An 11,796-nucleotide genomic window follows, 5' to 3' on the forward strand; every position below is an offset into this window, starting at 1 on the left:
CATCCGTCTCGATCTCGGGCGAGCCTGTGGGGTGGCCCGATGGGGTTAAGGCAGGCAAAAAAGCCAAGGGGCACATTCCTGTAGCCGTTGCCGGAGGTTGCGATAACCTCCGGCAGTTGCAGGTGCGTCTCGCCCCCTTCGGGCTTGATCGCACCTGCGACAGCGGCTGCAGGAACGGAGAGCTGCCCCGATACCGCTGGTTACCAGCAGATACCTTCGGTCCGGCCATTCGCGCTGGTGGCCTTGGACATGAACCCGACCAGGTCGATGACCTGCTTGCCATGCGGCACGTCTTCGGCCAGGGTGCGGAACTTCTCGTCGCGGTTGCCGAGGATGATCACGTCGGAGTTGTCGATCACCGAGTCGAAGTCCGCGTTGAGCAGGGACGAGACGTGGGGGATCTTGGACTCGATGTAGTCCTTGTTGGCACCGTGGACACGGGCGTACTCGACGTTGCTGTCGTAGATGCTCAGGTCGAAGCCCTTGCCGATCAGCATTTCCGCCAGTTCCACCAGCGGGCTTTCGCGCAGGTCGTCGGTACCGGCCTTGAAGCTCAGGCCGAGCAGGGCGACTTTGCGTTTGTCGTGGCTGGAGACGATGTCGAAGGCGTTCTGCACCTGGGACTCGTTACTGCGCATCAGCGAGTTGAGCAGCGGCGCCTCGATGTCCAGGGAACCGGCGCGGAAGGTCAGGGCGCGCACGTCCTTGGGCAGGCAGGAACCGCCGAAGGCGAAGCCTGGGCGCATGTAGTACTGGGACAGGTTGAGGGTCTTGTCCTGGCAGACCACGTCCATCACTTCACGACCGTCGACGCCGACGGCCTTGGCGATGTTGCCGATCTCGTTGGCGAAGGTGACCTTGGTGGCGTGCCACACGTTGCAGGTGTACTTGATCATCTCGGCGACGGCGATGTCCTTGCGGATGATCGGTGCGTCGAGTTCTTCGTACAGCGATTGCAGGACGTCGCCCGAAGCCTTGTCGAACTCGCCGATCACGGTCATCGGTGGGAAGTCGTAGTCCTTGATCGCGGTGCTTTCACGCAGGAACTCGGGGTTGACCGCGACGCCGAAGTCGACGCCGGCCTTCTTGCCGGAGCAGTCTTCGAGAATCGGGATCACCACGTTGGCCACGGTGCCCGGCAGTACGGTGCTGCGCACCACGATGGTGTGACGGGAGGTCTTGTCACGCAGGACAAAACCGATCTCGCGGCATACCGCTTCGATGTAGTTGAGTTCCAGGTCGCCGTTCTTCTTGCTTGGCGTGCCGACACAGATCATCGACAAGTCGGTGTCGCGAATCGCCTCGGCGAAGTTGGTGGTTCCACGCAGACGACCGGTTTGAATACCTTGCGCCAGAAGTTCACCCAGACCCGGTTCAACGATCGGCGATTTGCCTGCGTTGATCATATCGATCTTGTCCTTGGCAACATCGACGCCAACGACCTCATGGCCCCGTGCAGACAGGCAACCGGCACATACCGCGCCGACGTAACCCAAACCAAATATGCTGATGCGCATCGCATTTACCTCTGTGTTATTCACGCCATTAGATGGCCGGAGTTAATGTTTGCCAGCTTTAATTGCGCACTCGGAAGTTCAACGAACAAGCGTTGAGATATCCAGTGCAGGCAGACTAAGTTCCGAGTGTCTAAATAAGTGCACTCAAGTTGTGCGCAACTTGGCCTTGTTGTAGGGGCTGCCCTTGAATGTCGCCGTCCTTCCTGCTGGAAGGCTGCTCCGAGGTTGGCGATAATCCTGATTTATAGGAAAAGTCCCATGATAATCAGGTAGTTAAACGCTCCCGGAAGCGATTTAAGGCGGGCTATGCCATGGCCTTGTAGGGGATAGTAATGGTGCATTATCTCCTGTGTATTGACCCTAAGTTCGAGTCCTTGAGCAGTAGGTCAGGATAATATGACAACTTCGCTACTGTCTTTGGATCCCATGTAAGTCATCTCCTACAAACTCGCTGAGAATCGTTACCGGTGGTATGAGCGGTGGTTCAGGACATAGTTCCAGACCACTGATCCTGTTTTCTGAAATTTCTTGAAATATTGCAAAAGATGGCACTGCTTTCATATTGATAGCACTTACCATTTCAGCCTTTAATTATGGGGAGTTAAAGCGCGGGGATACTTTTATGCCACTACCGATAAAAAAATTGCGTGCCACTACTGAAAAAAATGACCTCTGTCGAGTGAAACAAAAGTTATAAATTCATAAGGAAATATTTTGGCGCCAATTATTTGGCGTTTTGGTGGAAGTCAAAGAGGAAGCGACCGCTCGTCGACGCACTCGTTTGCGCGAAACCAGTGCGTCGACCGGGTGCGTTATTCCGGTGCGTGATCGCGCAGGAAAACCAGATTGTCGGGTTTCGATTGTTCGGCGCTGTAGCGGTAACCCTGGACATCGAACTGCTTGAGTGCCGCCGGGTCGTTGATGCGTTCTTCTATGACGAAGCGGCTCATCATGCCCCGGGCTTTCTTGGCGTAGAAGCTGATGATCTTGTACTGGCCGTTCTTCAGGTCCTTGAACTCGGTATTGATGATCCGGGCGTTCAGGGCCGTTCGCTTGACCGCCGAGAAGTATTCATTGGAGGCCAGGTTGAGCAGCAGGTCGTCGCCCTGTTCGGCCAGGGCCTCATTGAGCCATTCGCTGATGCGCGTGCCCCAGAAGGCGTACAGGTCCTTGCCGCGGGCGTTGGCCAGCTTGGTGCCCATTTCCAGACGATAAGGCTGCATCAGGTCCAGCGGGCGCAGTAGGCCGTACAGGCCGGAGAGCATGCGCAGATGCTGCTGGGCGTAGTCGAAATCGGCGTCGCCCAGGGTTTCGGCGTTCAGGCCGGTGTACACGTCGCCTTTGAACGCCAGCAGCGCCTGCTTGGCATTGGCCGGGGTGAAGGCCGGGGTCCAGCTGCCGAAACGCGCGGCGTTGAGGCCGCCGATCTTGTCGGAGACGTGCATCAGTTCGCTGATTTGCGCCGGGCTCAGTTCGCGCAACTGCAGGATCAGTTCCTGGGAGTGATCGAGGTACTGCGGCAGGGTGAAGCGTTGAGTGACGGGCGGGGTCTCGAAATCGAGGGTCTTGGCGGGTGAAATCACCATCAGCATGAAGTCGTCTCCTGTAAGCGTCGGGGGATTCTAGGGGCTTGGGCGGTTTGACTCCACCTATGAAGGCAATAGGGCACGCCGCCGGTCTGCTGATTGCCGGCTGTATAGAGGTGAGAGCCTGCTCTCTATAAAGGGAAGCGGGAGCGGCTTGCTGGCAATAGGGCCGGGACGCCGCATCGGCTATAGTGCCGCGCGGGTTTTGTTATGGAGACATCCCTTTGCGCAGCGCGTTTTTTCTTTCGATCTGGCTGTTGAGCTTCGGCGCCCTGGCGGCCCCGAGCGAGGTGGCGACCCTGGATCGCAGCACCTGGCCGGAACAGCTCAGCAGCCCGACCCTGTTCGACGTGGCGTCGCGGGCGGAGATCCTTACCTTTGCCCGCGCCCTGCTGGTCAGCGAGGCCTGGGATGAAGCCTCGCTGAAGCAGCGCCTGGGCCTGCGGATCATCAACATGGCGTCGATCGATGCCGTCCGCCAGCGGCTCTGGCAGCAATTGCTGGCCAACTACAACTTCGCCCAGCAGAGCTGCGACCAGGACGCCTCCTTCTGTTTCCTGGTGGAAGACATGGACACCCTGCGCGAGCAGGCCGGCAAGTTCCAGTTGGGCGATGACTCTTATTACGCTCGCTGGGCCGAGCCGAGCCGGGCCTTCCATGAACAGTACCTGGACGAATTGCTGCGCAAGGCCGCGCTGTTTCCCCAGACCGCCAGCGAAATAGAGCGGTTTGGCGACTACGAGCGCAACGGCGACGAACTCAATGACCGGCTGTTTTTGCTGACTTTCGACAGCGCCGCCAATCTCGCCCCGGACAACACCCCCTGGCTGACCGAATACCTGCGCAAGTCGAACATGAACGGCACCTTCTTCGTGCTCGGCAGCGAGGTGCAGAGCCGCCTGGAGCAGCGTTCGGTGGCCAACCTGCAGGCTCTGTATTCGCAGCAGTGCGTGGGTGTCCAGGGCTGGGAGTATCGCTCCCACAGCCATTGGCAGGACTGGCAGGATTCGATCGAGCGCAGCGTCGAACTGGCCAAGGGCAAGCTGCCGGAAAACTACGTGCCGCTGTTCCGCCCGCCCTACGGCCAGCGCCGGGCCGACGCGCGGGCCTTCTTTAGTGCCCAGGGTTTGCAGGTGGCGTTGTGGGACATCGATCCGCAGGACGGCGCCGGCAAGCTCAAGGGCGAGCAGAGCGGCCAGCGGGTGTTGACCCTGATGCTGTTGTGGCGGCACGGGGTGATCAACTTCAACGCCCGGCAGGACGCGGTGAAGACGGCGTTGCCCTGGTTGCTGACGCAGACGGCGCAGAGCGGAATCGGTTGGGAGGATTGTCAGGACGCGTTTCGCTAGAAACGACGAAAGGTCCGTATTTGCGGGGTAAAGGGAGAAGGTTGCCGATTTTGGCGAGGATTTCGATACAAGCGGACTTCCGACTTTAGCGGTGCTTGGGCAGCGCGCCAAGGGCTATTCGTCACTCTGCAAAATAAACTTAAAAAAAGCGTCAAAGTGCTTTTTCCTGTCACAGGTTTTGGAGTATTACGAAGTCAGACCGCCGAAACCTGCAACACAGGTGGCGTCTCCCAAGACTCCTTTTGTGTGCACTTCACTCGAACCCCTGCGGGTGAATTCGACGGTCGATTCGAGGCGCAGCACCGCCATGGTATTGCGTCGACTGGCCCCCACATAAGGTGACCGAGTATGGATGACCACGGACGTAGCCCTTCCTCCAACCAGCCAATCCTTTATGTACTCGATACCAATGTATTGATTCACGATCCAAACGCCCTGCTGAACTTCGAAGAACACCATGTGGCGATCCCGATGATCGTCCTGGAGGAACTCGACAAGCTCAAGAGCGGCCATCACAGCGTTGCAGCGGAATGCCGCCAGGCCATTCGCCTGATCGACAAGACCCTGGGTGAGGCTTCGCCGGAAGATGTCGAGCTGGGTGTGCCTATTCAGCGTGGCAAGAGCGGCCCCAAAGGCCTGCTGTCGATCCTCATGAGCAAACGCTCGGAGCCCAACAGCCTGCTGCCGGAAAACCTCAACGACAACATCATCATCAACCAGTTGATCGACCTGCACGCGCGCAACAAGGAGCTGCGCGTGGTGCTGGTGACCAAAGACATCAACATGCGTCTCAAGGCGCGCGCCTGCGGGATCGCCGCCGAGGACTACAGCACCGACCAGCTGGTCGACGACGTGGCCTTGCTGCCCAACGGCTTCCACAACATGACCGGCTCCTTCTGGGACCGCGTGAGCAAGGTGGAAACCCGCCAGGACCACGGCCGCACCTGGCACCAGGTGCAACTCACCGACAACCTGCCGGCGGTGCACATCAACGAGTTCATCATCGACGAACAGGGTTTCGTCGGCTGGATCAAGGAGATTCGCGCCGATGTGCTGCTGATCCTCGACCTGCATCAGGAACCCTTGTTGCACCAGGAAGCCTGGGGCCTGAAACCGCGCGACATCTATCAAGGCCTGGCGCTGTTCGCCCTGCTCGATCCGGATATCCATCTGGTCAACCTGTCCGGGGCTGCCGGTTCGGGCAAGACCATCCTGGCCCTGGCCGCGGCCATCGAGCAGACCATGGTCAGCAAGCGTTATCGGCGCATCATCGCCACCCGCAGCGTGCAGGGGCTGGACCAGGAGATCGGCTTCCTGCCGGGCACCGAAGCGGAAAAGATGGAGCCCTGGCTCGGCGCCATCACCGACAACCTCGAAGCCCTGCACATGGATGACGAAAGCACCCATGGCAGCGTCGACTACATCCTCAGCAAGGTGCCGCTGCAGTTCAAATCCCTCAACTACATCCGTGGCCGCAGCTTCCAGCAGAGCCTGATCCTGATCGACGAATGCCAGAACCTCACCCCGCACCAGATGAAAACCATCATCACCCGTGCCGGCGCCGGTTCCAAAGTGGTGTGCCTGGGCAACCTGGCGCAGATCGATACCCCTTACCTGTCCGCGACCAGCTCCGGGCTGACCTACCTGACTGAACGCTTCAAGGACTTCCCCAACGGGGTGCACATCACCCTGCAGGGGGTTCCCCGCTCGATCCTGGCCGAATACGCCGAATCCCATCTGTAACCTTCACCCAACGGGCGGCCGCAAGGCCGCCCGTTTTTTTGTGCCCGAACCCAACCTGCTGTAGCCGCTGCCGCAGGCTGCGATCGGCTGCGCAGCAGACGCAACGGCCCTATAGAGTTTCGTCAGGAAAACCTGTGTGTATGGATGGCGGCCGCTACGCGACCGATCGCAGCCTGCGGCAGCGGCCACAGGGGGCATAATCAGGCGTGCGGAAAATTGACCCTCGGGTTTACAATCGCCTTTCCTGATCAGGAGTAAGGCTGTGCTGACTCATCTCGATTCCCAAGGTCGTGCCAATATGGTCGACGTCACCGACAAAGCCGTGACGTCCCGCGAAGCGACGGCCGAAGCCCGGGTGCGCATGCTCCCGCAAACCCTGCAAATGATCGTCAGCGGCGGTCACCCCAAGGGCGATGTGTTCGCCGTGGCGCGCATCGCCGGCATCCAGGCGGCGAAAAAGACCAGCGATCTGATCCCCCTGTGCCATCCGCTGATGCTCACCAGCGTCAAGGTCGAACTCAGCGCCGAAGGCGAGGACAGCGTGCGCATCGTTGCCTGCTGCAAGCTGGCCGGGCAGACCGGGGTGGAAATGGAAGCCCTGACCGCCGCCAGTGTCGCCGCCCTGACTATCTACGACATGTGTAAGGCCGTGGACCGCGGCATGACCATCGAAGGCGTGCGCCTGCTGGAGAAACTGGGTGGCAAGAGCGGCCATTACCTGGCGGGTGAGCAATGAACCTGACCGTGAAGTTTTTCGCCCGCTACCGCGAGGCGCTGGGCGTGGATTCGCTGCGGGTCGCCGGCGATTTCGCCACGGTCGACGATGTGCGCGCACTGCTGGCGCAGCGTGAGGGCGCCGAGGTGCTCAGCGAACAGAACCTGATGTGCGCCCGCAACGAGGACCTCTGCCAGCTCGACGAGCCGGTGAGCGATGGCGACGAAGTGGCGTTTTTTCCTACCGTGACCGGGGGCTGACATGGCGATTCGCGTGCAATCGGGCGCCTTCGATCCGGGGGCGGAAGTCAACGCGATGCATGCGGCGAATGTCGGCGTCGGCGCGGTGGTGAGCTTTGTCGGTTACGTGCGTGATTTCAACGACGGCCTGGATGTGGCGGGGATGTTTCTCGAGCATTACCCGGGCATGACCGAAAAGGCCCTGGGCAAGATCGCCGCCGAGGCCGAACAGCGCTGGCCGCTGCTCAAGCTGGAAGTGCTGCATCGCATCGGTGCACTGGAGCCGGGCGAGCCGATCGTCTTCGTCGGCGCCGCCAGCGCCCACCGCCAGGCGGCGTTCGACGCCTGTGCCTTTGTCATGGACTACCTGAAGACCCGCGCGCCGTTCTGGAAGAAGGAGACCACCGCCGACGGCCCGCGCTGGGTGGAAGGCCGCGACAGCGATCATGCGGCGGCGGATCGCTGGAAAGAGTGACTGCCTGATCCATCCGTATTGACCGCAAGTCCGCCATCGCGGGCAGTCGAGCGTCGACCGGCCGCTCCTACGGTCGGCACCGTCTGTAGGAGCGAGGCTTGCCCGCGACAGGGCCCTCGGCTACACCCTCCATTCCCCTGTTTTTTGCCATTTCTGCCCCTCGACCAAAGGCGGCATGAAGCGCGTCCGCTCCGTTGACGAAATATACGTAAAAGTCCAGTATGGATTTACAAGTACAAAACAAGGCTTCACCGTTTCACTCCTTTCTTCTGTCTTGCCAAACCAACAACAACCCGCGAGAGAACGAATATGAAGAAACTCCCCCTCATCAGTGGCCTGGCCCTTAGCCTGTTGGCGTGCAGCAGCCTGTTCGCCGCCGAGAAAACCCTGCGCATCGGCATCGAGGCGGCTTATCCGCCGTTCGCTTCGAAAACCGACAAAGGTGAGATCGTCGGTTTCGACTACGACATCGGCAATGCCTTGTGCGCGCAGATGCAGGTCAAGTGTCTATGGGTCGAGGGTGAATTCGACGGCCTGATTCCTTCGTTGAAAGTGAAGAAAATCGACATGGCGCTGTCGTCGATGACCATCAACGAAGATCGCAAGAAGTCGGTCGACTTCACCCACAAGTACTACTTCACTTCCTCGCGGCTGGTGATGAAGGAAGGCGCGATGGTCGATGACCAGTACGCCAGCCTCAAGGGCAAGAATGTCGGTGTGCAACGGGCGACCACCACCGACCGCTACGCCACCGAGGTGTTCGAACCCAAGGGCATCAACGTCAAGCGCTACAGCAACAACGAAGAGATCTACATGGACCTGGCGGCCGGGCGCCTCGATGCGATTTTCGCTGACACCATTCCGCTGAATGACTTTCTGTCGATGCCGCGAGGCAAGGGCTATGCGTTTGTCGGGCCGGAGCTGAAGGACCCGAAATACGTGGGTGAGGGCGCGGGGATTGCGGTGCGCAAGGGCAATGCCGAGTTGGTCAGCCAGCTGAATGCCGCCATCGATGGCATTCGCGCCAGTGGCGAGTATCAGAAGATTTCCGAGAAGTACTTCAAGTCCGATATCTACGGCGACTGATGGCGTGCGGCGTCCGTGAGGACGCCATCGCGGGCAAGCCTCGCTCCTGGCGTTTTGTAGGTGCGAGGCTTGCCCGCGATGCTTTTCAGGGGGCTGTCAGCCCTTCAATTCCTTCAGGTGCTTGTACACCGTCGCCCGCCCCATGTTCAGCACGTTGGCCACATAGTTGGCGGCGCTTTTGCCCTTGAACGCGCCTTCGGCGTGCAACGCCAGTACCAGTTCGCGCTTGTGTTCGCGGGTCAGCAGGTTCAGACCCAGCTGCCGTTCGCGCAGCCAGTTGTGCAGGAAAGTGTTGATGCGCTCCTGCCAGTCGTCGCGAAACAGTGAGTCCGGTTGCGGGATCAGTTTGCTCGGCGAGAGGAACAGGTCCAGCGCCGCCTTGGCATTCTCGAACAGCGAAATATTCAGGTTGATGCACAGCACCGCCAGCGGCTGGCCGTTGCTGTCGCGCAGCACGCTGCTGAGGCTGCGGATCTTCTGGCCGTCCCAGTTGAGCTTTTCATAGGGGCCGATATTCCGCTCGTTGCTGTCCTCGCCGAGCATGTCGTCCAGGGCCGCATCGTCGCCCACTTCGCGCTTGGAGATGTTGTTGGCGATGTAGTCGATCTTCTGCGTGCGCAGGTCGTGGAGCACCACCTCGGCATGGGGGAAGAACAGCGTGGCGATGGCGTCGGCGATCGTCCGGAAGTTGTCCAGGGCAGGGTCCTGCGCGGGTGAGGTCATGGGTGGTTCTCCAGGCGGTGTCAACGCCCCGCGAGGCGGGACGCTGCGAGTGTGCCGCAATCGTTGGGGGGCGTCACCTGAACGAGCTCAGCCGAGGCGGGCAGGGGAGAGCATGGCGGCGTCCAGGCCAAAGCGCGCCAGTTGCTCGGGCAAGGCTTCGCCACGCACCAGGGCGGCGCTGGCCTGGCCCATGGCCGGCGAGGTCTGGATGCCGTAGCCGCCTTGCGCGGCGACCCAGAACAGGCCCGGGACCTGGGTGTCGAAGCCGGCCAGCAGGTCGCCGTCGCTGACGAAGCTGCGCAGGCCGGCCCAGGTGCGGGTCGGGCGGCGAATGGTCAGGGTGGTGGCTTCTTCGATCTGGTAGATACCCATGGCGATGTCCAGTTCTTCCGGTTGCACATCGTGGGGTTCCACCGGGTCGGCGTTGGCCGGCGAGCCGAGGAACATGCCGGCGTCGGGCTTCATGTAGAAGGATTCGTCGAGGCTCACCAGCATCGGCCAGTGATGGCTATCGACGCCTTCGGGCCCGGCGAAGATAAAGGCCGCGCGGCGTTTCGGCTGCAGGCCCAGGGGCCGGGCGCCGGCCATGGCGCCGACCTGGTCGGCCCAGGCCCCGGCGGCGTTGATCAGGATGGGCGCGCTGAAGGTCTGGCCGGCGGTCTGGACCTGCCATTGGCCTTGTTGGTCGCGGCTCAGCCCCAGCACTTCACAGTCGGTGCGCACCTCGCCCTGGTTGCGCCGGATGCCGCGCAGGTAACCCTGGTGCAGGGCGTCGGTGTCGATGTCGCTGGCGCTCGGGTCGTAGAGGGCGCCATGGACCTTCTCGCGGCGCAGGATCGGCAGGCGCGCGCAGGCTTCGTCGGCGCTCAGCAGTTGCATTTCCGGCACCGTGGCCTTGGCGCTCAGGTACTGATTGTTCAGCTCGGTGGGGTCGCCAGTGAAGTCCACGGTCATTTCGCCACGCGGGCTCAGCAGCGGGTGCTCGCAGAAACCTTGCGGCGGAGCATCGAAAAAGTCCCGGCTGGCAAGGGTCAGGGCGCGCACCTGGGGTGTGCCATAGGCTGCGGTATAGAGCGCCGCGGAGCGCCCGGTGGAGTGGTAGGCCGGGTGCGATTCGCGCTCCAGCACCAGCACCCGGCCATGGCGCGACAGCCAGTAGCCGGTGGATGCCCCGGCGATGCCGCCGCCGATGATGATGAAGTCTGCCTGGGTCATTCGAGCCTCCGTAAAAAGGGGATAACGCGCGTCTGTAGGTGCGAGGCTTGCTCGCGATCAATCTTGAGCCTGTCACCGTGGTTCGCTCGGGACCGTCGATCGCGAGCAAGCTGCGTTGCTACAGGTGTTCCGTCGGTATTGAGTGAGTGCGTTGCAAGCGGTACAGCGCATTGGCCAGGGCAATGTCTTCCAGGCCCAGGCCGATGGAGCGGAAGAGCACGTGGCGCCCCGGCTCCGGTCGTTGGGCCAGGTCGCTGAGCAGTTCGGGCAGGTCGCCGAGAATCGCGCCCTTGTCCCAGCCATGCTGTTCGCCGGCGATCAGCATCTCGCCGGCCGAGCCGGGGGTGGTCTGACGATAGTCGCAATACACCTGCAGGTCCTTCAGCGCGGTGGGCGGCACTTCATGGGCCCGCGGTGCGTTGGTGCTGATGGAGGTGATCAGCGCTGGTTTGTGCAAGGTTCGCGGGTCGATCACCGGGCCGGCGGAGGAGGTGCAGAGCATGATGACGTCGGCGTCCTGCAAGGCGTCATCGAGCTGGCTGACGATCTGCAGGCGTGGGTCGAGGGCCTTCAGGCGTGCGATGTCCTCGGCGGATTTTCCGGCCAGGCCAGGGGAGTACAGGCGGATGGATTGCCACTCGCGCAGGGCTTTCACGTAATGCAGGTGCGCCTGGGCCACGGGGCCGCTGCCGATGATCGCCAGGTGCCGGGCAGCAGCCGGCGCCAGGGCATCGACGGCCACGGCGGTGGTGGCCGCGGTGCGCGCGGTGGTCAGTTCGCCAGCATCGCAGAGCAGCAGCGGCTGGCCGCTGTCCATGGACATCAGCAGGGTCCAGGCGGTGACCAGCGGGCCTTCGGCGCGAACGATATAGGGCGAGGTCTTGACCCCGTAGACCCGCTCTTCGGCCAGCACGCCCAGGTAGTTGATGAAGTCCCCGGCGCCCTGGGGAAACTCCACCAGTTGCTGCGCCGGCTGCACCGCAAGCCCGGCGGCCAGGTCGTGGAACAGCTTGCGCAGGATCTGCGGGACGTCGACCTGCGCCAGCAACTGGCGGGCTTGAGGCTGGGTAATCACGCAAGGCGTGCTGGACATGCGGGTGCTCCCAAGAAAATAAACTAATTTGTCCATTATGGACTTTTAGTTTTTG

At 61.4% G+C, this 11,796-nt stretch carries 11 protein-coding genes; 6 read left to right on the forward strand and 5 right to left on the reverse strand.

The genetic code is table 11. The annotated features are described in order from the left end of the window. Positions 1 to 200: 200 nt before the first annotated feature. The gene (locus tag H0I86_RS05080; RefSeq protein WP_180924259.1) at positions 201 to 1,517 is read right to left on the reverse strand and encodes a nucleotide sugar dehydrogenase; all 1,317 of its coding nucleotides are present in this window, start codon (positions 1,515 to 1,517) and stop codon (positions 201 to 203) included. Between the two features lie 812 nt (positions 1,518 to 2,329). Then, complete coding sequence (gene yaaA / locus H0I86_RS05085; RefSeq protein ID WP_180924260.1) at positions 2,330 to 3,109, reverse strand: peroxide stress protein YaaA; 780 nt, start codon at positions 3,107 to 3,109, stop codon at positions 2,330 to 2,332. Between the two features lie 218 nt (positions 3,110 to 3,327). Here yaaA and H0I86_RS05090 point away from each other — a divergent pair, with 218 nt between their 5' ends. The 6 genes from H0I86_RS05090 (at position 3,328) to aotJ (ending at position 8,710) form a co-directional block, all read left to right on the forward strand. Further along, positions 3,328 to 4,452: a polysaccharide deacetylase family protein gene (locus H0I86_RS05090; protein ID WP_180924261.1), complete on the forward strand. Its 1,125-nt coding sequence runs from the start codon at positions 3,328 to 3,330 to the stop codon at positions 4,450 to 4,452. 348 nt (positions 4,453 to 4,800) lie between these two features. Then, positions 4,801 to 6,195 carry a PhoH family protein gene (locus H0I86_RS05095; protein ID WP_023969683.1) on the forward strand — a complete coding sequence of 465 codons (1,395 nt, stop codon included), beginning with the start codon at positions 4,801 to 4,803 and terminating at the stop codon, positions 6,193 to 6,195. A 262-nt stretch (positions 6,196 to 6,457) separates the two neighbouring features. Next, a complete protein-coding gene (gene moaC / locus H0I86_RS05100) occupies positions 6,458 to 6,931 on the forward strand; it encodes a cyclic pyranopterin monophosphate synthase MoaC (RefSeq protein ID WP_180924262.1) in 474 nt (157 codons plus the stop codon). Continuing rightward, on the forward strand, positions 6,928 to 7,170 hold the full coding sequence (gene moaD, locus H0I86_RS05105; RefSeq protein ID WP_007932097.1) for a molybdopterin converting factor subunit 1: 243 nt from the start codon (positions 6,928 to 6,930) through the stop codon (positions 7,168 to 7,170). Before moaC ends, moaD begins: the two co-directional genes overlap by 4 nt. A 1-nt stretch (position 7,171) precedes the next feature. Further along, positions 7,172 to 7,624, forward strand: coding sequence for a molybdopterin synthase catalytic subunit MoaE (gene moaE, locus H0I86_RS05110; RefSeq protein WP_007932098.1), 453 nt, complete (start codon positions 7,172 to 7,174; stop codon positions 7,622 to 7,624). Between the two features lie 309 nt (positions 7,625 to 7,933). Then, the gene (gene aotJ, locus H0I86_RS05115) at positions 7,934 to 8,710 is read left to right on the forward strand and encodes an L-arginine-binding protein AotJ (RefSeq protein WP_180924263.1); all 777 of its coding nucleotides are present in this window, start codon (positions 7,934 to 7,936) and stop codon (positions 8,708 to 8,710) included. Between the two features lie 96 nt (positions 8,711 to 8,806). On the opposite strand, the gene H0I86_RS05120 is transcribed toward aotJ, so the two are convergent. The 3 genes from H0I86_RS05120 to H0I86_RS05130 form a co-directional block, all read right to left on the reverse strand. Beyond that, entirely contained in the window at positions 8,807 to 9,433 is a 627-nt protein-coding gene (locus H0I86_RS05120; RefSeq protein ID WP_009047099.1) for a helix-turn-helix transcriptional regulator, read from the reverse strand. 87 nt (positions 9,434 to 9,520) lie between these two features. Next, positions 9,521 to 10,648, reverse strand: a complete 1,128-nt coding sequence (locus H0I86_RS05125) for an NAD(P)/FAD-dependent oxidoreductase (RefSeq protein WP_180924264.1) — start codon at positions 10,646 to 10,648, stop codon at positions 9,521 to 9,523. A 118-nt stretch (positions 10,649 to 10,766) separates the two neighbouring features. Further along, positions 10,767 to 11,741, reverse strand: a complete 975-nt coding sequence (locus H0I86_RS05130) for an ornithine cyclodeaminase family protein (RefSeq protein WP_180924265.1) — start codon at positions 11,739 to 11,741, stop codon at positions 10,767 to 10,769. Positions 11,742 to 11,796 lie beyond the last annotated feature (55 nt).

It is taken from the genome of Pseudomonas chlororaphis subsp. aurantiaca (assembly GCF_013466605.1).
Classification (GTDB): domain Bacteria; phylum Pseudomonadota; class Gammaproteobacteria; order Pseudomonadales; family Pseudomonadaceae; genus Aquipseudomonas; species Aquipseudomonas chlororaphis_I.

What these genes read in the sequence shown, in the direction of transcription:
- H0I86_RS05125 (WP_180924264.1), bottom strand. Translation starts at nt 10,648, where the DNA reads ATGACCCAGGCAGACTTCATCATCATCGGCGGCGGCATCGCCGGGGCA.
- H0I86_RS05080 (WP_180924259.1), bottom strand. Translation starts at nt 1,517, where the DNA reads ATGCGCATCAGCATATTTGGTTTGGGTTACGTCGGCGCGGTATGTGCC.
- H0I86_RS05120 (WP_009047099.1), bottom strand. Translation starts at nt 9,433, where the DNA reads ATGACCTCACCCGCGCAGGACCCTGCCCTGGACAACTTCCGGACGATC.
- aotJ (WP_180924263.1), top strand. Translation starts at nt 7,934, where the DNA reads ATGAAGAAACTCCCCCTCATCAGTGGCCTGGCCCTTAGCCTGTTGGCG.
- H0I86_RS05130 (WP_180924265.1), bottom strand. Translation starts at nt 11,741, where the DNA reads ATGTCCAGCACGCCTTGCGTGATTACCCAGCCTCAAGCCCGCCAGTTG.
- yaaA (WP_180924260.1), bottom strand. Translation starts at nt 3,109, where the DNA reads ATGCTGATGGTGATTTCACCCGCCAAGACCCTCGATTTCGAGACCCCG.
- H0I86_RS05095 (WP_023969683.1), top strand. Translation starts at nt 4,801, where the DNA reads ATGGATGACCACGGACGTAGCCCTTCCTCCAACCAGCCAATCCTTTAT.
- moaD (WP_007932097.1), top strand. Translation starts at nt 6,928, where the DNA reads ATGAACCTGACCGTGAAGTTTTTCGCCCGCTACCGCGAGGCGCTGGGC.
- moaE (WP_007932098.1), top strand. Translation starts at nt 7,172, where the DNA reads ATGGCGATTCGCGTGCAATCGGGCGCCTTCGATCCGGGGGCGGAAGTC.